At 69.6% G+C, this 18,790-nt stretch carries 18 protein-coding genes; 7 read left to right on the top strand and 11 right to left on the bottom strand.

Going from position 1 to position 18,790, the window contains the following annotated elements:
• Positions 1-19: 19 nt before the first annotated feature.
• The 7 genes from ACFQ6X_RS07705 to ACFQ6X_RS07675 all read right to left on the bottom strand — a co-directional run bounded on the left by ACFQ6X_RS07705 (position 20) and on the right by ACFQ6X_RS07675 (position 7,807).
• Complete coding sequence (locus ACFQ6X_RS07705; RefSeq protein ID WP_383177410.1) at positions 20-487, bottom strand: hypothetical protein; 468 nt, start codon at positions 485-487, stop codon at positions 20-22.
• Positions 488-632: 145 nt separating this feature from the next.
• Complete coding sequence (locus ACFQ6X_RS07700; protein ID WP_383177407.1) at positions 633-2,048, bottom strand: NAD(P)/FAD-dependent oxidoreductase; 1,416 nt, start codon at positions 2,046-2,048, stop codon at positions 633-635.
• 21 nt (positions 2,049-2,069) lie between these two features.
• Positions 2,070-2,873, bottom strand: a complete 804-nt coding sequence (locus ACFQ6X_RS07695; RefSeq protein ID WP_383177404.1) for an ABC transporter permease — start codon at positions 2,871-2,873, stop codon at positions 2,070-2,072.
• A complete protein-coding gene (locus ACFQ6X_RS07690; RefSeq protein ID WP_383177401.1) occupies positions 2,873-3,796 on the bottom strand; it encodes an ABC transporter permease in 924 nt (307 codons plus the stop codon). The genes ACFQ6X_RS07695 and ACFQ6X_RS07690 overlap by 1 nt, the downstream gene beginning before the upstream one ends.
• Positions 3,793-4,944, bottom strand: coding sequence for an ABC transporter ATP-binding protein (locus ACFQ6X_RS07685; RefSeq protein ID WP_383177397.1), 1,152 nt, complete (start codon positions 4,942-4,944; stop codon positions 3,793-3,795). Before ACFQ6X_RS07685 ends, ACFQ6X_RS07690 begins: the two co-directional genes overlap by 4 nt.
• A gap of 51 nt (positions 4,945-4,995) precedes the next feature.
• Complete coding sequence (locus tag ACFQ6X_RS07680; protein ID WP_383177394.1) at positions 4,996-6,246, bottom strand: spermidine/putrescine ABC transporter substrate-binding protein; 1,251 nt, start codon at positions 6,244-6,246, stop codon at positions 4,996-4,998.
• A 46-nt stretch (positions 6,247-6,292) separates the two neighbouring features.
• Positions 6,293-7,807: a gamma-aminobutyraldehyde dehydrogenase gene (locus ACFQ6X_RS07675; protein WP_383177391.1), complete on the bottom strand. Its 1,515-nt coding sequence runs from the start codon at positions 7,805-7,807 to the stop codon at positions 6,293-6,295.
• A gap of 219 nt (positions 7,808-8,026) precedes the next feature.
• On the opposite strand from ACFQ6X_RS07675, the gene ACFQ6X_RS07670 reads away from it, so the two are divergent.
• A complete protein-coding gene (locus ACFQ6X_RS07670) occupies positions 8,027-8,566 on the top strand; it encodes an NADAR family protein (protein ID WP_383177483.1) in 540 nt (179 codons plus the stop codon).
• 60 nt (positions 8,567-8,626) lie between these two features.
• On the opposite strand, the gene ACFQ6X_RS07665 is transcribed toward ACFQ6X_RS07670, so the two are convergent.
• On the bottom strand, positions 8,627-9,313 hold the full coding sequence (locus ACFQ6X_RS07665) for a DUF4190 domain-containing protein (protein WP_383177388.1): 687 nt from the start codon (positions 9,311-9,313) through the stop codon (positions 8,627-8,629).
• A 118-nt stretch (positions 9,314-9,431) separates the two neighbouring features.
• On the opposite strand from ACFQ6X_RS07665, the gene ACFQ6X_RS07660 reads away from it, so the two are divergent.
• The 6 genes from ACFQ6X_RS07660 (at position 9,432) to ACFQ6X_RS07635 (ending at position 15,226) form a co-directional block, all read left to right on the top strand.
• Complete coding sequence (locus ACFQ6X_RS07660) at positions 9,432-10,466, top strand: adenosine deaminase (protein WP_383177385.1); 1,035 nt, start codon at positions 9,432-9,434, stop codon at positions 10,464-10,466.
• Positions 10,467-10,488: 22 nt separating this feature from the next.
• Positions 10,489-11,193 carry a glycerophosphodiester phosphodiesterase gene (locus ACFQ6X_RS07655; protein WP_383177382.1) on the top strand — a complete coding sequence of 235 codons (705 nt, stop codon included), beginning with the start codon at positions 10,489-10,491 and terminating at the stop codon, positions 11,191-11,193.
• 34 nt (positions 11,194-11,227) lie between these two features.
• Complete coding sequence (locus ACFQ6X_RS07650) at positions 11,228-12,058, top strand: SAM-dependent methyltransferase (RefSeq protein WP_383177480.1); 831 nt, start codon at positions 11,228-11,230, stop codon at positions 12,056-12,058.
• Positions 12,058-13,236, top strand: a complete 1,179-nt coding sequence (locus ACFQ6X_RS07645) for a sensor histidine kinase (RefSeq protein ID WP_383177379.1) — start codon at positions 12,058-12,060, stop codon at positions 13,234-13,236. The genes ACFQ6X_RS07650 and ACFQ6X_RS07645 overlap by 1 nt, the downstream gene beginning before the upstream one ends.
• Entirely contained in the window at positions 13,233-13,961 is a 729-nt protein-coding gene (locus tag ACFQ6X_RS07640; RefSeq protein ID WP_383177376.1) for a response regulator, read from the top strand. The genes ACFQ6X_RS07645 and ACFQ6X_RS07640 overlap by 4 nt, the downstream gene beginning before the upstream one ends.
• Before the next feature lie 71 nt (positions 13,962-14,032).
• Positions 14,033-15,226, top strand: a complete 1,194-nt coding sequence (locus ACFQ6X_RS07635; RefSeq protein WP_383177373.1) for a serine hydrolase domain-containing protein — start codon at positions 14,033-14,035, stop codon at positions 15,224-15,226.
• A gap of 50 nt (positions 15,227-15,276) precedes the next feature.
• Here ACFQ6X_RS07635 and ACFQ6X_RS07630 read toward each other — a convergent pair whose 3' ends face one another.
• From ACFQ6X_RS07630 to ACFQ6X_RS07620, 3 genes are all read right to left on the bottom strand, one after another.
• Entirely contained in the window at positions 15,277-15,804 is a 528-nt protein-coding gene (locus ACFQ6X_RS07630; protein ID WP_383177370.1) for a hypothetical protein, read from the bottom strand.
• 121 nt (positions 15,805-15,925) lie between these two features.
• Positions 15,926-17,089: a spermidine/putrescine ABC transporter substrate-binding protein gene (locus tag ACFQ6X_RS07625; RefSeq protein WP_383177367.1), complete on the bottom strand. Its 1,164-nt coding sequence runs from the start codon at positions 17,087-17,089 to the stop codon at positions 15,926-15,928.
• A gap of 208 nt (positions 17,090-17,297) precedes the next feature.
• Positions 17,298-18,737: a gamma-aminobutyraldehyde dehydrogenase gene (locus ACFQ6X_RS07620; protein ID WP_383177364.1), complete on the bottom strand. Its 1,440-nt coding sequence runs from the start codon at positions 18,735-18,737 to the stop codon at positions 17,298-17,300.
• Positions 18,738-18,790 lie beyond the last annotated feature (53 nt).

Here is an 18,790-nt window from a genome sequence, read left to right as displayed (position 1 = left end):
AGAAGAAACACCGCCCCGCTCAGTCGCGTTCGCCTCCCCCGTAGGCGCTTCGGGCGGCTGCGGCCTCGTGCATCGCGAGCTCCAGGACGGTCGCGTCGGTGAGGGTCCCGGACCCGTCCGGCTGGATGAGCCACCGCACCCCGCCTACCGTGCGGCCCGGGTAGGGAATGACGATCCAGGTGCCCTGTCCCGCCCCGCGGATACCGGTTCCGAGCCAGCGCGCGGCCGTTCCCGGCGGCACGAAGAACCCCATGCGGGCGTCGCCGAAATCGGCGAGGACCGGCCCCGGCCGGTCGATGAGCCGGGTGAGCACATCGAGGGTCGGATAGCCCAGCTCCCCCGGCAGGATCAGTACGTCCCAGCGCTTTCCGGCGGGAAGGAGCGCAATCCCCTGCGGATTGCGCTCCCATTCCCACCGGCATGCTGCCGGGTCCGGTGCCACCGATGCGAGCCATTCGACCGCGGCGTGAGCCCCCGTGCCGGTCATGGACTGCCTCCTTTGACGTGGGCACCGGCAGGTTTCTGCCGGTGCGTTCACGTGGGAGAGAGCCGTCCGCCCGGATCATGACGCGGGTTCGGCCACCCGTCTGCAGTGAGCTGGGTCACTCACGGCCCTTGGGGCTGCCGGGGCGTCAGCTGTCGAAGCCGAGCCCCATCCGGTCCATGGCCCGCAGCCACAGGTTGCGGTGTCCGCCGTGGCTGTCCGCGCGGGCGAGCGACCGTTTGGTGAGCTCGATCCCGGCCCAGGCGAAAGGCTCGGGCGGGAACGGCAGCGGCTTGGAGCGGACCATTTCGAGGGCGGTGCGCTCCGTTTCCTCGCCGGACAGCAGATCCAGCATCACATCGGCCCCGAAACGCGTGGCCCCGACGCCCAGTCCGGTGTATCCGGCCGCATAGGCGACCCGGCCGCGATGGGCCGTTCCGAAGAATGCGGAGAATCGCGAACAGGTGTCGATCGCACCGCCCCAGGCGTGGCTGAAACGCACATCAGACAGCTGCGGAAAACACTCGAAGAACTGGCCTGCGAGCTTGAGGAAAGTCTCCGGGCGCTGGTCGAGATCGGAATTCAGCCGGCCCCCGTAGGGATAGATCGCGTCGTATCCGCCCCACAGGATCCTGTTGTCGGCCGAGAGCCGGAAATAGTGGAACTGATTCGCGCTGTCCCCCAGTCCCTGCCGGTTCCGCCAGCCGATCGAGGCGAGCTGGTCGGCAGTGAGCGGTTCGGTCATCAGCGCGTAGTCGTACACCGGGACGGTGAACGGGCGCATGCGCTTGACCAGCGACGGGAAGATGTTCGTGCCGAGCGCGACCTGACGGGCGAAGACCCTGCCGTACGGGGTGCGCACCGCCATGCCGGCTCCCTGCGCGGCGAGGTCGAGGGCCCTGGTGTGCTCGAAGATCCGTACACCCAGGCCGAGGCAGGCCTGCTTCAGCCCCCAGACGAGCTTCGCCGGGTGCAGCAGGGCGACCCCGCGCCGGTCCCACAGACCACCCAGGAATGTCGGTGAATCGACATGGGTACGCACCTGTTCCCGGTCCAGGAACTCCACTCCGGTGAAGCCGAGCTCCTCGGCCCTGCTGTGCCATTCCCGCAGCTCTTCGAGCTGGTGGGGCTGGGTGGCCACATCGATCTCGCCGGTGCGCTCGAAGTCGCAGTCGATGGAGTACCGGGCGACGGCGGCCTCGATGGCGTCGAGGTTCCGCCCGCCCAGCTCCTCCAGCTTCCCGATCTCGTCGGGCCAGCGCTCCAGTCCGTTGGCCAGGCCGTGGGTCAGCGAGGCCGCGCAGAATCCGCCGTTGCGGCCCGAGGCCGCCCAGCCCGACTCGTTTCCCTCGATGAGGACGACATCGCGCCCGGGGTCCCTCTCCTTGGCGAGCAGCGCCGTCCACAGTCCGCTGTAGCCGCCGCCGACGACGAGGAGGTCGCAGTGCTCGTCCGCGGTGAGTGCCGGGAGCGCGTCGGGCTTTCCCGGGTCGTCGAGCCAGTAGGAGAGGGGGGTCGCATCGGAGAGCGAATGGGCAGCAGTACGCATGGCATCCGGGGCCATGGTTTCCAACTCCTTCAGGTGTTACTTTCGCGCGTTGCTCTTCCGCCGGGTCGCGATGAGCTGTCCGACGAGTACCACCGCCACGGCGATCACGAACATGGCCGTACCGATGACGTTGATCTGCACAGGTGTACCGCGCTGCGCCGATCCCCAGACGAACATGGGGAAGGTCACCGTGGAGCCCGCGTTGAAATTGGTGATGATGAAATCGTCGAAGGAGAGCGCGAAGGCGAGCAGTGCGCCCGCCGCGATCCCGGGAGCGGCGATCGGGAAAGTCACCCGGACGAATGTCTGTACGGGGCCCGCGTAGAGATCGCGTGCGGCTTCCTCGAGCCTCGGGTCCATCGACATCACACGCGCCTTGACCGCCGTCACCACGAAGCTGAGGCAGAACATGATGTGCGCGATCAGCACGGTCCAGAAGCCGAGTTCGGCTCCCATGTTGAGGAAGAGCGTGAGCAGCGAGGCTGCCATGACGACCTCGGGCATCGCCATCGGCAGGAAGATCAGCGAGTTGATCGCGCCGCGCGCCCGGAAGCGGTAGCGGACCAGCGCGAAGGCGATCATCGTGCCGAGCACGGTCGCGCCGATGGTCGCCCAGACGGCGATCCTGAGCGAGAGCCCGAGCGATCCGCACAGGTCGGCGACGCCGCAGGGGTCCTTCCAGGCGTCCAGCGAGAACCGCTGCCAGGCGTAGTTGAAGCGGCCGTTCGGCTTGTTGAAGGAGAACACCATCACGACGATGTTCGGCAGGATCATGTACGCGAGGGTCAGCAGACCCGCGATCACGATCAGGTTCCGGCGAATCCAGCGGAGTACGGGCATCAGACCAGGTCCTCCGTCCCGGAGCGGCGGATGTAGAAGCTGACCACGAGCAGGACCACCGCCATGAGGATGAAGGAGAGGGCGGCCGCCGTCGGGTAGTCCAGGACTCTCAGGAACTGGGTCTGGATGACGCTGCCGACCATCTTGGTGTCCGTGGAGCCGAGCAGCTCCGCGTTGACGTAGTCGCCGCTGGCCGGGATGAAGGTCAGCAGGGTTCCGGAGACCACACCGGGCATGGACAGCGGGAACGTGACCTTGCGGAAGGTGGTGGCGGGGGTGGCGTACAGGTCGCCCGCCGCCTCGTGCAGCCGGCCGTCGATCCGCTCCAGCGAGGTGTAGAGCGGAAGGATCATGAATGGCAGGAAGTTGTACGTCAGGCCGCAGACGACGGCCATCGGGGTGGCCAGGACCCGGTTGTTCTCCGTCCAGCCGAGCCAGCTGGTGACGTCCAGGACGTGCAGGGTGTCCATGACGTCGACGACCGCGCCGCCGTCGGCGAGGATCGTCTTCCAGGCGAGCGTCCGGATCAGGAAGCTGGTGAAGAACGGGGCGATGACCAGCACGAGCACCAGGTTGCGCCAGCGGCCCGCCTTGAACGCGATCAGGTACGCGAGCGGGTAGCCAAGGAGCAGGCACAGGAGGGTGGCGGTGCCGGCGTACAGCAGGGACCGGATGAACTGCGGGTAGTAGTCGGCGAAGGCGTCCCAGTACGTCCGGAAGTGCCAGGTGACCTGGAAGCCCTTCTCCAGGGATCCGGTCTGTACGGAGGTCGACGCCTGGTAGACCATCGGCAGCGCGAAGAAGACGAGCAGCCACAGGATGCCGGGGAGCAGCAGCCAGTACGGGATGAGCCTCTTGCGCGTGGAGGGCTTGCGGATCTTCGGTTCGGTGGGCGGCGCCGGCGGCGCGTCGGTGACGCTCACGCCGCGTCCTCCACGCTCTCCACGCCCGCGTCCATGTCCTGTGCGGCGTCCAGGCCGAAGGTGTGTGCGGGGTTCCAGTGCAGGACGACCTCGGCACCCGGGACGAGGCCCGCGCGGTGGTCGACGTTCTGCTCGTACACGTGCAGCGCCTTGCCGGCCGGGCTCTCGACGACGTACTGCGTGGAGACACCGATGAAGCTCGAGTCGGCGATCCGTCCGGTGACCCGGTTGCGGCCGTCGGCTATCGCGTCCGCCTCGTCGGCGCGCGTGAGGGAGATCTTCTCGGGGCGGATGCCGACGAGCAGCCTGCCGCCGCTCACCGTGGGTGCCGAACACCGGCCGCCGGGCAGCCGGAGCTTCCCGCCGCCGGCCGAGACGACGATGTCCGTGCCCGCGGAGACGATCTCGGCCTCGATGAGGTTGGAGGTCCCGAGGAAGTTCGCCACGAAGGTCGTCTGCGGGTTCTCGTACAGCTCGGCGGGGCTGCCGAGCTGCTCGACCCGGCCGCCGTTCATCACCGCGACGGTGTCGGCCATGGTCATGGCCTCCTCCTGATCGTGGGTGACGTGGATGAACGTGATGCCGACCTCGGTCTGGATCCGCTTGAGTTCGAGCTGCATCTGGCGGCGCAGTTTGAGGTCGAGCGCGCCCAACGGCTCGTCGAGCAGCAGCACCTGCGGGTGGTTGATGAGTGCCCGGGCCACGGCGACGCGCTGCTGCTGGCCGCCGGAGAGCTGGTGCGGTTTGCGCCGGGCGAAGTCTCCGAGCTGGACGAGATCCAGCATCTCCCCCACCTGCTTCTTCACGGACTTGATGCCGCGGCGGCGCAGCCCGAAGGCGATGTTCTCGGTGACGTCGAGGTGCGGGAACAGCGCGTAGCTCTGGAAGACGGTGTTGACGGGCCGTTTGTACGGCGGCAGGCCCGTGATGTCCTTGCCGCCGAGCGAGACCGTGCCGGTGCTGGCTTCCTCCAGGCCCGCGATCATCCGCAGGGTCGTGGTCTTGCCGCATCCCGATGCGCCGAGCAGGGCGAAGAAGGAGCCCTGGGGGACGGTCAGATCGAGTGGCTGTACGGCGGTGAAGGAGCCGAACGTCTTGCTGATCCCGGTGAGACGGACGTCGCCGCCCGCTGTCTGCTGCTGTGTCATGGGTCGCAGTCCCAGTGGTGTCGAGGGAGGTCGGGAGGGGGAACGGGCCGGTCAGGCGCCGATGAGCTTGGCGAACTTCTCCTCGTACGCCGTCTCTTCCTTGGAGCTGAGCGAACGGAAGGAACGCGACTTCGCGGCCATTTCCTTGTCCGGGAGGATCAGCGTGTTCGAGGCCATCGACGCGTCGATCTTCGCGAGCTCCGCGGCGACCCCGTCGACCGGGCAGACGTAGTTGATGTACGCGGCGAGCTGGGCGGCGACCGGGGGCTCGTAGTAGTAGTCGATGAGCTTCTCGGCGTTGGTCTTGTGCCGGGCCTTGGCCGGGACCAGCAGGTTGTCGCTGGAGGTGATGTATCCGGCGGCGGGTATCGCGAACTTGATGTCGGGGTTGTCGGCCTGCAGCTGGATGATGTCGCCGGCCCAGGCGACACAGGCGGCCAGGTCGCCCTTGCTGAGGTCCGCCGTGTAGTCGTTGCCGGTGAAGCGGCGTATCTGCTTCTTGTCGACGCCCTTCTGGAGCCTGCCTATCGCGGCGTCGAAGTCGGCGTCGGTGAACGACCCGGGGTCCTTGCCCATGTCGAGCAGGGTCATGCCGACGGAGTCGCGCATCTCGGAGAGGAAGGCGACCTTGCCCTTGAGCTTCGGGTCGTCGAGCAGCTGGGTGACGGAGTCGACCTTGCGGCCGCCGGTCGCCTTCACGTTGTACGCGATGACGGTGGGGATGCCGGTCCAGGGGTAGGAGTAGGCGCGTCCCGGGTCCCAGTCGGGGCTGCGGAACTGGGCCGAGAGGTTGGCGAACGCGTGCGGCAGGTTCGCCGGGTCGAGCTTCTGCGCCCAGCCGAGCCGGATGATGCGGGCGGCCAGCCAGTCGGTGACGACGACGAGGTCGCGCCCGGTGTCCTGGCCGGCGGCCAGCTGCGGCTTGATCTTTCCGAAGAACTCGACGTTGTCGTTGATGTCCTCGGTGTACTTGACCTTGATCCCGGTGCGCTTCGTGAACGCCTGCAGTGTCGGGCGGCTCTTCTCGTCCTCGCTGACGTCCATGTACTCGGTCCAGTTGGAGAAGTTGATCTGTTTCTCACCGGCCGAGTGGTCGTCCGAGGCCGCCGCCGCGTCCCCTTCACGCTTCGCGGGCGGTATTCCGCACGCGCCGAGCGTTCCTGTGCCGCCGAGCACGAGGGCGCCGGCGCCGGAGGCGCGCAGCAGTGAACGGCGGGTGAGGGCGCCCCTGCCTGTGGTCAGGCTGCGCCTCATGGCGGCCAACTGGGCCGCGGAGAGGTGCTCGGGCTCGTACTGCTCCATACGCGTTGCCCTTCCGGGTGGGTGGGCCGCCGGGCGGCGGCCGCTGCTATCGGTCCCCGAAGACGGTGCGGTGCCAGTCCTTCCTGGCCACCGCGGAGTTGTCGTACATGACGTGTTTGACCTGCGTGTACTCGTCGAAGGAGTACGACGACATGTCCTTGCCGAAGCCGCTGGCCTTGTATCCGCCGTGCGGCATCTCGCTGATGATCGGGATGTGGTCGTTGATCCACACGCAGCCCGCCTTGATCTCACGGGTGGCGCGGTTCGCCCGGTACAGGTCGCGGGTCCACGCGGAGGCGGCGAGTCCGTACGGGGTGTCGTTGGCGAGGCGGATTCCCTCGTCGTCGGTGTCGAAGGGCAGCACGACCAGGACCGGACCGAAGATCTCCGAGTTCACGATCTCGCTGTCCTGGGCGGCGTCCTTGATCAGCGTCGGCCGGTAGTAGGCGCCGGCCGCGAGGTCGCCCCCGGGGGCCTCGCCGCCGGTGACGACGGTGGCGTACGCCCGGGCGCGCTCCACGAAGGCGGCGACGCGGTCGCGCTGTGCGTGGCTGATCAGCGGGCCGAGGTCGGTCGACGGGTCGAAGGGGTCGCCGAGCCGCACGCTCTCCATCAGTTCGGCGACTCCGGCCACGAAGGCGTCGTACAGCGGGCGCTGGACGTAGGCGCGGGTGGCGGCGGTGCAGTCCTGGCCGGTGTTGATGAGAGATCCGGCGACCGCTCCGTTGACCGCGGCGTCGAGGTCGGCGTCGTCGAACACCAGGAAGGGCGCCTTGCCGCCGAGCTCCAGGTGGAGGCGCGTGACGGTGGAGGCCGCGATCTCGGCGACCCGCTTGCCGACGGCCGTGGAGCCGGTGAACGAGGTCATGACGACGTCGGGGTGCCCGACGAGGTGCTCACCCGCGACCTTTCCGGCGCCGCAGACGATGTTGATCACGCCGTCCGGAATGCCTGCCTCGGTGGCCGCCTGGGCGAACATCAACGAGGTCAGCGGGGTGATCTCAGCGGGCTTCAGCACGATGGTGTTGCCCGCGGCGACGGCCGGGAGGATCTTCCAGGCAGCCATCTGGAGCGGGTAGTTCCAGGGGGCGATGGAGCCGACGACCCCGATCGCCTCGCGGCGTACGTAGGAGGTGTGGTCGCCGCTGTACTCGCCGGCCGACTTCCCTTCCAGGTTGCGGGCGGCGCCCGCGAAGAACGAGGTGTTGTCGACGGTTCCGGGCACGTCGAACTCGGTGGAGAGCTTGACGGGCTTGCCGCACTGCAGGGACTCGGCGTACGCGAAGTCGGCTGCCTGCGCGTCGAGTACGGCGGCGAAGCGGTGCAGCAGTCCGGACCGCTCGGCGGGGGTGGCGCCGGACCACGCGGGGAACGCCTCGCGGGCGGCGGCGACGGCCGCGTCGACATCGTCCGTACCGGCCAGCTCGTAGCGGTAGACCGCCTTGCCCGTCGCGGGGTCCACCACCTCCTGGTGGTGTCCCGATGTGCCGGGCAGCAGTTTCCCGCCGATGTACTGCGCACCCTCCGCGAAGCGGTCCTGCACCTGGAAGCCGTTACCCATGACGCTCTCCTCCGCTGTCCCCGTGATCCGGGGGCGGCGTAGCTTCTTCCCGAATTGAGTGCCGATCCTGACAGAGCAGACCTCGGCCAACAAGGGATTCCGTTGTTTCCTTTTGGTTACGCGACGGAATCTGTCGACCATGTGTCGTGTGGGTACGGAAATCCCCATACGGACTGTCAGTGGCGGATGCCAGACTCGGCTGCCATGGGACAGGAACACATGGACGGCCTCCTGGAGCGCGCGGCACGCGGGGAGCACGTGAAGTACCTGCCGTTCTGGGGACATCGGCCCCGCGCGGACGGCCGTCTCGGCGAGAGCTGCCTCAGCCAGTGGTGGCCCGCGCCGTTCACGGTGGATTCGGTGACCTACGCGTCGGCGGAGCACTGGATGATGGCCGGCAAGGCACGGCTCTTCGGTGACGCGGAGGCGGAGCGCAAGGCCGTGGCGGCGAGCAGTCCGGCGGCGGCGAAGAAGGTGGGCCGGCTGGTCCGGGGATTCGACGACGCCGTATGGGTGCGGGAGCGGTTCGCACTCGTGGTGGCGGGCAGCGTCCACAAGTTCGGCCAGGACCCGGCGCTGCGCGCGTACCTGCTGGGTACCGGGGATCGCGTGCTGGTCGAGGCGAGCCCGATGGACCGGATCTGGGGCATCGGGCTGGCCAAGGACGATGCGCGGACCGCGGACCCGGCCGCATGGCGGGGGCTGAATCTGCTGGGCTTCGCGCTCATGGAGGCGCGTGCGCAGCTGCGCACGATATGAAACAGCCCGTGGCGGGGCCGGGGATCTCCTCCCCGGCCCCGCCACGGGCGGTTCCTGCGGTCAGCGCGTGCCGCCGACGACCAGTGAGGTCGCGTACGGATCGTCGTAGTCGTAGTCGCTGCTGCCGGACTCTTCGTTGGCGATGGCCCAGATCAGGAATCCGAGGAACACCGCGCTGATCAGGATGGAGATCGAGCCCAGGATGATCCCGGCGAGCGCCATGCCCCCGTTGGTCGCCTCGCCCCGCCTGGCGCGGCCCCGGCCGATGATGCCGAAGATCAGCGCGAGGATCCCGAGGATGATGCCGAGACCCCACATGCAGAAGCCGACCACCGCGATGATGCCGAGCACCATCGCCGCGATACCGAGCCCGTTCGCGGGTGCCGGGCCCCAGGCCGGCTGACCGCCGTAGCCGGGGTATCCCGGGTAGCCGCCGTACGGAGCGGCGGGCGCCGCGGGCGCGGCCGGGTAGCCGTACTGTCCCGCGGGCGGCGGGGTGGGCTGCCCCGGTCCGTTCGGCGCGATCGGCGGCGGCGGTACGTCGGCCGTCGGCGGGCCGAAGCCCCCGCCTGCCCCGGGTATCTGCCCGCTTCCCGAATCGACGCCCGGCATGGACGTGACGGTCTGCTGGTCGTGCACGCCCGGCGGACGGGCGTCGGCCGCCGGCTTGCTCAGCTCCACCCTGCTCTCCGGCGGTGCCCACGGATCGCGCGGCCCGCCCCCGGGCTGCTGTGTGTTGTCTGACATGGGCCTCCCCCATCGTGGTCCCGCCATGCTACGGCCCGCTCCGAGGCGGCCGGGCCCCGCCTACGATGATCGATGCAGCCGGTGTGCCCGGCCCATATCCGAGATCCGGGAGAATCCGATGAACGATCTGCACCCCTTCATCGCGGGGCTGCCCAAGGCCGAGCTCCACGTGCACCACGTCGGTTCCGCCTCGCCCCGCATCGTGGCCGAGCTGGCTGCCCACCACCCCGACTCCAAGGTCCCCACGGACCCGGAGGCGCTGTCGGACTTCTTCACCTTCACCGACTTCGGCCACTTCATCGACGTCTACCTCTCCGTGGTGGACCTGATCCGCACCCCCGAGGACGTCAGACTGCTGACGTTCGAGGTCGCCCGGGACATGGCGCGGCAGAACATCCGGTACGCGGAACTGACCGTCACCCCGTTCAGCTCGACCCGCCGGGGCATCCCGGAGCAGGGCTTCATGGAGGCGATCGAGGACGCGCGGAAGTCCGCCGAGGCCGAGCTCGGGGTCGTCCTTCGCTGGTGCTTCGACATCCCGGGCGAGGCGGGCCTCGAGGCGGCCGCGGAGACCGCCCGGCTCGCGGTGGACCTGCGGCCCGAGGGGCTCGTCTCCTTCGGTCTCGGCGGGCCCGAGGTCGGGGTGGACCGCCCCCAGTTCAAGCCCTACTTCGACCGGGCCATCGCCGAGGGCCTGCACTCCGTCCCGCACGCCGGGGAGACAACGGGCCCGCAGACCGTCTGGGACGCGCTCATCGCACTGCGCGCCGAGCGCATCGGCCACGGCACCAGCTCCGTCCAGGACCCGAAGCTGCTGGCCCACCTCGCCGAGCACCGCATCGCTCTGGAGGTCTGCCCGACGTCGAACATCGCGACCCGCGCCGTCGCCGACATCGAACAGCACCCGGTGAAGGAGATGGTCCAGGCGGGCGTCCTCGTCACGATCAACAGCGACGACCCGCCGATGTTCGGTACCGACCTCAACAACGAGTACGCGGTGGCGGCACGGCTGCTGGGCCTGGACGAACGCGGTGTGGCCGACCTGGCCAAGAACGCGGTGGAGGCCTCGTACCTCGACCCGGCGGGCAAGCGGACGCTGGCCGCCGAGATCGACACGTACACGGCGAACTGGCTGGAGGCGCCCGGCCGGTGACCTCCGAGGTCACAATGGACGCATGGCCACCACCGTCACCGCCGTGGGACATCGCGGCGATCCGTACCGTGCCCGCGAGAACACGCTCCCGTCGATCCGCTCCGCCCTCGAACGGGGGGCCGACGCGGTGGAGATCGATGTCCGCGTCACCCGTGACGGGGTGCCCGTCCTCCTCCACGACGCCTCGCTGGAGCGCCTGTGGGGGCACGACGTCCCCCTGGACCGGATCGAACACCGGGAACTGGTGGAGGTGACCGGCGGCGGGGTCCCCACCCTGCGCGAGGCACTGTCCGCCGCCGGTGCCCACCGGGTCATGGTGGACCTGCCGGGCTCCACGGACGCCTCGGTACGGGAAATCGTCGGTGTGGTCCGCGAGTGCGGGGCCGGCGAGCGCGTGTACTACTGCGCGGGTCCGGCAGCCATGCTGCGGGTACGCGCCGCCGACCCGTCCGCCGAGATCGCGCTGACCTGGACGTCGCTCGCGCCGCCCCGCCCCGTACTGCTCGACACCGTGAAGCCGCACTGGCTGAACTACCGGTTCGGGCTGCTGAGCGGCGAACTGACGGACCGTATCCACCGGGACGGGCTGCTGGTCTCCGCCTGGACGGCGGACACCAGGCGCACGATGCGCCGGCTGATCGGGTACGGCGTCGACTCGGTCACCACCAACCGGATCGACGTCCTGCGCGCCCTGGTGGCCAACTCCCCGTCCGGGGAAGCTTCTTGATCGGTCATGCATCATGGGTGCCGCGTCATTCGTGATGTCCCCCACCGGCGCCCGAGGAGCAGAAGTGACCGACCCCCGCACGGCATCCGCCCGTGTCCGTTCCGACATCGCCCACAACTCCCGGGTGTGGAACTACTGGCTGGGCGGCCAGGACAACTACCCCGTGGACCGCGTGGTCGGCGACCGGGTGACCGCCATGTATCCGAGCATCGGCGAAGTGGCCCGCGCCGACCGCGCGTTCCTCGGCCGGGTGGTCCACCATCTGGCCGGGGACGTCGGCATCGGCCAGTTCCTGGACATAGGCACCGGCCTGCCGACGGTGAACAACACCCATGAGGTGGCCCAGCACACGGCGCCCGACGCCCGCATCGTCTATGTCGACAACGACCCGACCGTGCTCGCCCACGCACGCTCCCTGCTCACCAGCTCCCCCGAAGGGGCCACCGAGTACCTCGACGCGGACGCCCGTGACACGGAGCGCATCCTGCGCGCCGCGGAACGGACCCTGGACCTTCGGCGCCCGGTCGCGGTGATGATGCTCGGCATCCTCAACTTCGTCCTGGACACGGACGAGGCGCGCTCCGTCGTGACCGGGCTGATGGGCGCGCTGCCGTCGGGCAGCCACCTGGTGCTCACCCACCCCACGCTGGAGCTGGGCGGCGAGGGCAACGAGGCCGCGATGAGCTTCTGGAACAAGAACGCCACCCCGCCGATCACGGCCCGCAGCCGCTTCGAGTTCGCCTCGTTCCTGGACGGCCTGGACATCCTGGACCCGGGGATCGTGTCGTGCTCCCGCTGGCGCGCCGACGCCCGCACCGGGGGCCCCGAGGTCGCCCAGTTCGGGGCTGTGGGCCGGAAGCCCTGATGCGGATACCGGGCAGCCGGTGGCTTCCGCGCCGGGCGTGGGCCGTCGACGTCGGCGTCGCCCTTATGGTGCAGGCCGCCGTCACCATGCCGTTCGTGGTGCCCCGCTCGGCGGACCTGCCGGCGGCCACCTGGCCCTCGTACGGTCTGACGACGCTGACCGTTCTGCCGCTGGTGGCCCGTCGGCGCGCCCCGGTGTCCGTGCTGCTCCTGGTGCTCGCGGCCGGCGCCCTGTACAAGTTCTCCGTCGACGGCCCCGGACAGCCCCTGCCGTACACCGGACTGGTGGCCTTCTACACCGTGGCCGAGCTGTCCTCGCCACGGCGGCGGGCGGCGGTGGCGGCGCTGGTCCTGGCGGCGGTGTTCCCGTCGGTGGCGAAGAACACCGGAGAGGCCAGGGAACTGCTGTTCTCGCTGTTCGTGTTCGCGGCGGCGTACGCCTTCGGGCGGTTCACCCACACCCGCAAGGCGTACATCCGGGCGATGGAGGACCGGGCGCGGCAACGGGAGGAGACCCACCGGATCGAGGCGGAGCAGGCGACCGCGCGGGAACGGGCCCGGATCGCCCGGGAGATGCACGACATCCTCTCCCACGCCGTGAGTCTGATGATCGTGCAGGCGGAGGCGGGCCCGGTCGCGGTGCGTACGGCTCCGGAGCGGGCGGAAGCCGCGTTCGACGCCATCTCCGAGACCGGCCGCGACGCGATGATGCAGCTGCGCCGGATGCTCGGCGTGCTGCGGGAGGAAGGTCCCGGACAGCCGCCCCCACCGCGTTCTCCGCAGCCCGTACTGACTGAGCTGCCGGGTCTGCTGGAGCGGGTGCGGTCCGGGGGACCGGCGGTGACGTACACGACGACGGGGCAGCCGCGGCCGCTTCCCGCGGACACGGAGGCCACTGTCTACCGGATCGTGCAGGAGGCCCTGACGAATGTCGTCAAACACGCCGGGGCACACCGCGCACAGGTCGAACTCGACTACGCGGAGACCGGACTGACCGTCACCGTCACGGACGACGGGCGGGGCCCGGGGACCACGACCGGGCTCGGGCTGGCCGGCATCCGTGAGCGGGCGGCCGCGCACGGCGGCACGGCCCTGGCCGGGGCGGGCACAGGGGGCGAGGGGTTCCAGGTCCTCGTCACCCTGCCCCTTGTAACCTCCGTCGATGGGGTGGTGAGTTGACGATCCGTGTGGTGGTGGCCGACGACCAGGAGCTGGTGCGCAGCGGCTTCGCGATGATCCTGGACGCGCAGCCCGACATCGAGGTCCTCGCCGAGGCGGGCGACGGCGCGCAGGCGTTGGAGGCGGTGCGCAGGCTACGGCCGGACGTCGCGCTGCTGGACATCCGCATGCCCGTCATGGACGGGATCGAGTCCTGCCGGGCCATCAGTGCGCAGACCGCCTGCCGCACGGTCATGCTGACGACGTTCGACTCGGACGAGTACGTCTACGAGGCGCTGCACGCGGGCGCGAGCGGCTTTCTGCTCAAGGACGTCCGACGCGACGACCTGGTGCACGCGGTGAGGGTGGTGGCCGCAGGGGACTCGCTGCTCGCCCCGTCCGTGGCCCGCCGGCTGATCGCCGAGTACACCTCTCGCCCCGCGGTCCGGTCCGCGCCGGAGCCGGAACGGCTGGCGGCACTCACCGCCCGCGAGCGGGAGACGCTGTTGCATCTGGCGCGCGGCCTGTCCAACGCGGAGATCGCCGCCGCGCTCGTGGTCAGCGAGCACACCGTCAAGACCCACGTGGGCAACGTGCTGTCCAAACTGGGGCTGCGGGACCGCATCCAGGCGGTCATCTGCGCGTACGAGACCGGACTCGTAGCTCCCTCGCCGGAGGGAGGGGCCGCTCCGTCCTCCCCCGCTCAGGGGAGAAGACCTCCCCCGCAGGACCCCTCGGTCGGGTGATCCGCCGAGGGCCGGGGACGAACAGGATGGATCCGTCGAGCAGTTACGGAATCCACTCCCCGGAGGCACCGATGAACACCCGCACCCGCACGCTTCTCGCCGGAGCCCTCGTCCTGGCCGTCGTGGCGGGCCCGGCCGCGCCCGCCCTAGCGAACGGCCCTGCCCCTGCCGCACCGGCCGGCGCGAGCTCCCATGGGATCCCCGGGGCGGCGGTCCTGCGCGCGGCGATCTCCGGCCTCCCCGCAGAGGACGCCACCGCCGCACTCGTACGGGTGGGCGGCAGCGACGGCACCTGGCGCGGCAGCTCGGGCGTGCACGATCTGGTCTCGAACCGTCCGGCCGATCCGCGGGCACGGTTCCGGGCCGGATCGGTGACCAAGATCTTCACCGCGGCCACGGCCCTGCAGCTGGCGGGCGAGGGGAAGCTGGAGCTCGACCGGACCGCCAGGCACTACCTCCCGGACCTGATCCCCGCCGCGTACGGGCAGGTCACCGTCAGGCAGCTGCTCAACCACACCAGCGGCATACCGGCCGCGGGCATGCCCGGAGGGACCGTCGAGGAGTGGTACGCGCACCGCTTCGACCTGTACACACCGCGCGGCATGGCCGCCGCGGCCACGGCCAAGGAGCCGGAGTTCACCCCCGGCGGGAGCCAGCACTACCTCAACATCAACTACACGGTGCTGGGACTCCTGATCGAGCGGGTGACCGGCGACTCCTACGCCCACCAGGTGAGTGAGCGCGTCCTGCGCCCGCTGGGTCTGCGCTCCACGTCGTTCCCCGGCACCGACCCGCGTATCCGTGGGCCGCACAATCACGGCTACCAGGTGTTCGCCGCACCCGGCGGTGGGACGGAGCTGCGGGACGTGTCGGTGTGGGGCCCCACCGACGGCTGGGCGGCGGGGGACATCATCTCGACCACCGCGGACCTGGAGCGCTTCATCACCGCGCTGTTCCGGGGGCAGGTGGTGCGCGGTCCGCTGCTGGAGGAGATGTTCACGCTGCCCGACTCCTCGGTGCGTACGTACGGAACCGGCAGGCCCGCCCAGTTCGGCGCGGGCCTGAGTGTGATGACGCTGGGCGGGCGTGAGGTGTGGGGGAAGACGGGTGGCCGCTACGGGTACAACTCGCTGGTGGCGGCCACCCGTGATCTGTCCCGGACACTGGTGTACAGCGTCAACTCGACGGACGCGAAGGGCCAGGACGTGAATGCCACGGCGATGAACATAGTCGTCGCGGCCTTCGGCGCCCCGTCCGCCGGTTGAGCCGCCGAAGGTCATCCGCAGGCGGGTGACCTCCGGCCCGGTCGGCCCGGTCAGGCCGGCGCCAGGGCCGGAACCGGCGCCGCCTGCACCGCTTCCAGTCGCTTGATCATGCGGTGGACGACGAGCAGCGGGAGGATGCCGAAGACCCCGAAGGACATGTCGATGACGGTCCACCAGAAGGGGATGTCCCGGATGGGTCCGCAGATCAGGGCCAGCGGGATGATCCCGGCACAGGCGATCATGCCGAACTCGATGACCCAGATGTTGCGGACCGGATCGCGGTAGGGGCCGTAGAAGGCGACCGCGATGACCAGGTGGGCGAAGGCCAGCCAGTCGGTGCCGTAGAGCACGAAGGGGTACTTCGCGTCGGCCTCGTCGAGGCCGGTGCGGACCCTGGTGATCCATTCCATCAGGGCCGGGAAGTGCTCGGGGACGGGGGAGGCGGAGGACCTCAGCAGGTCCTCCGCCCAGTGGAGTTCGTGCACCAGCGGGAATGCGGTCAGACCGCTCAGCACCAGGCAGACGATGAAGAGGACCAACCACACGCGTATGCGCCGCAAGAGGGCTCGCTCGCTCATGCCCGCAGCGTACGCCCATCATGAACACGTTCAAAAGCGGGGGGGGTGGCCCTCGTGGCGCGACTCACGGCGCACTCACGGGCGATCGCGGCTGCCGACTCGCTTCCGGATCGCTGCCGGCTCAGAGGCCGACGATGGAGTTCCACTTCTTCGCAAAGCCGGTGCGCTCCTCGGAGGTGATGTCGCGGGCGATGGCGAGCCGTTCGCGCATCGCGCCGTCGGGGAAGATCAGTGGATCCTCGGCGAGCGCGGCGGTCTCCTCGTCCTTCGAGGAGGCCAGGATCTCGCGGGCGGCAGGTACCGGGCAGACGTAGTTGACCCAGGTGGCCAGTTCGGCGGCGACCTCCGGCTCGTAGTAGTGGTCGACGAGCCTCTCCGCATTGCGCTTGTGGGCGGCCAGGTTGGGGATCATGAGCGACTCCGCCCAGAGCTCGGCGCCCTCCTCGGGCACCACGAACTCGATGCCGGGGTTGTCGGCCTGGAGCTGGATGACGTCCCCCGAGTACGCCTGGCAGGCCAGCACATCGCCGTTGGCCAGGTCCTTGATGTAGTCGTTGCCGGTGAAGCGACGGATGTGCCGGGACCGCACGTGCTTCTCCACCTGCTCGCACATCCGGTGGAAATCGTCGGCGGTCCACCGGGTGATGTCGGCCCCGTTGCCCTGCATGAGAAGGGCGAACGCCTCGTCGAGACCGGAGAGCAGCGTCACCCTGCCGCGCAGATCGTCCGCCCAGAGCTCGCTGGTGTGCCGGATCTCCCGGCCGAGCTTCGCCCGGTTGTACGCGATGCCGGTGATCCCGGACTGCCAGGGCACGCTGTGCAGCCGCCCCTTGTCGAACGCGGGCGAACGCAGCTGCGGGTCCAGGTACTTGGCGACGTTGGGCTGCTTCGACCGGTCCATCTCCTGCACCCAGCCCAGCCGCACGAACCGCGCGGCCATCCAGTCGCTGACGACGACGAGGTCCCGGCCCGTCGACTGGTGGTTCATCAGCGCCGGGCTGATCTTCCCGAAGAACTCGTCGTTGTCGTTGATCTCCTCGGTGTACGTGACGGAGATCCCGGTCCGCCGGGAGAACGCGTCGAGCGTGGGCCGCTTCGACTCGTCCTCGTCGTCGGTGTCGATGTAGAGCGGCCAGTTGGCGAAGTGGAGCGAGTGGTCGCTGTCCGAGCTGTCGCGTCCGGAGCGGTCACCGGGCTCCACATAGGCGGCGGGCACTCCGCAGCCGGCCAGGGCGGTACCGGCCGCTCCCGCGCCGAGGGCGCGCAGCAGGGAGCGACGGGACATGAGGTGTTCCGGAATCGAGCGCACCCGCGCAGGATGCCCGTCCCCCGCGACGGCGGGCAATGGACCAACCGTCCAGCGGAAGCGGCCCCTTCCGCACACCATGTCCATGCCGTGCGACGCGCGGGAGGCTCCCGGGACGCCGAACGGCCCCGGACCGGAGCCCGGGGCCGTTCGCGCGTTACGTCGGCCGTTCGCCGACCGGTGTCGGTCAGTCGTCGAGCGACGTCATGACGTGCTTGATCCGGGTGTAGTCCTCGAAGCCGTAGGCCGAAAGGTCCTTGCCGTAGCCGGACTTCTTGAACCCGCCGTGCGGCATCTCGGCGACGAGCGGGATGTGGGTGTTGATCCACACGCAGCCGAAGTCGAGGTTCTTCGACATCCGCATCGCGCGGCCGTGGTCCTTGGTCCACACCGAGGAGGCCAGCGCGTACTCGACCCCGTTGGCGTACTCGAGCGCCTGGGCCTCGTCCGCGAACGACTGGACGGTGATGACGGGGCCGAAGACCTCGTGCTGGATGATCTCGTCGTCCTGCTTGAGGCCGGAGACGACGGTCGGGGCGTAGAAGTAGCCCTTGTCGCCGACCCGGTGGCCGCCCGCCTCGACCTTGGCGTGGGCAGGGAGGCGCTCGATGAAACCGCTGACCTGCGCCAGCTGGTTGGCGTTGTTGAGGGGGCCGTACAACACGTCCTCGTCGTCCGGCAGGCCGGTCTTCGTGTCGGCGGCAGCCTTGGCGAGCGCGGTGACGAACTCGTCGTGGATGGACTCGTGGACCATGACGCGGGTCGCGGCCGTACAGTCCTGGCCGGCGTTGAAGTAGCCCGCGACGGAGATCCCCTCGACGGCCTTGGCGATGTCGGTGTCCTCGAAGACCACGACCGGGGCCTTGCCGCCGAGCTCCAGGTGGACGCGCTTGACGTCCTTGGCCGCGGACTCGGCCACCTGCATACCGGCGCGTACCGAGCCGGTGATGGACGCCATCGCCGGGGTCCGGTGCTCGACCATCGCGCGGCCGGTCTCCCGGTCGCCGCAGATGACGTTGAAGACGCCCTTGGGGAGGATCTGCCCGATGATCTCGGCGATCAGCACGGTCGACGCCGGCGTGGTGTCGGACGGCTTGATGACGACGGTGTTGCCCGCGGCGAGCGCCGGGGCGAACTTCCAGACGGCCATCATCATCGGGTAGTTCCACGGGGCGACCTGCGCGCAGACGCCCACGGGCTCGCGGCGCACGATCGAGGTCAGGCCCTCCATGTACTCGCCGGCCGAGCGGCCCTCGAGCAGCCGGGCGGCACCCGCGAAGAAGCGGATCTGGTCCACCATGGGCGGGATCTCTTCGGTACGGGTGAGCTCCAGCGGCTTGCCCGTGTTCTCCGACTCCGCCGCGATGAGGTCCTCGGCCCTCTCCTCGAAGGCGTCCGCGATCTTCAGGAGCGCCTTCTGGCGCTCGGCGGGTGTCACGTCGCGCCACGCGGGGAACGCGGCGGCGGCGGCTTCCATGGCGGCATCGACGTCGGCCTGTCCCGAGAGCGGCGAGGTCGCGTAGACCTCTTCCGTCACCGGGTTGACCACGTCGATGGTCCGCCCGTCCGCGGCGTCCCGGAACTCTCCGTTGATGTAGTTGCGCAGACGGCGCACCTCGGTGGTCACAACCACCACTCCTGTCGGCTGTCCGATGGGTGAGACTTCCACCCTAAACGCTG

The organism is Streptomyces sp. NPDC056452 (assembly GCF_042796085.1).
Classification (GTDB): domain Bacteria; phylum Actinomycetota; class Actinomycetes; order Streptomycetales; family Streptomycetaceae; genus Streptomyces.
This window is presented reverse-complemented; position numbering and strand designations above follow the sequence as displayed.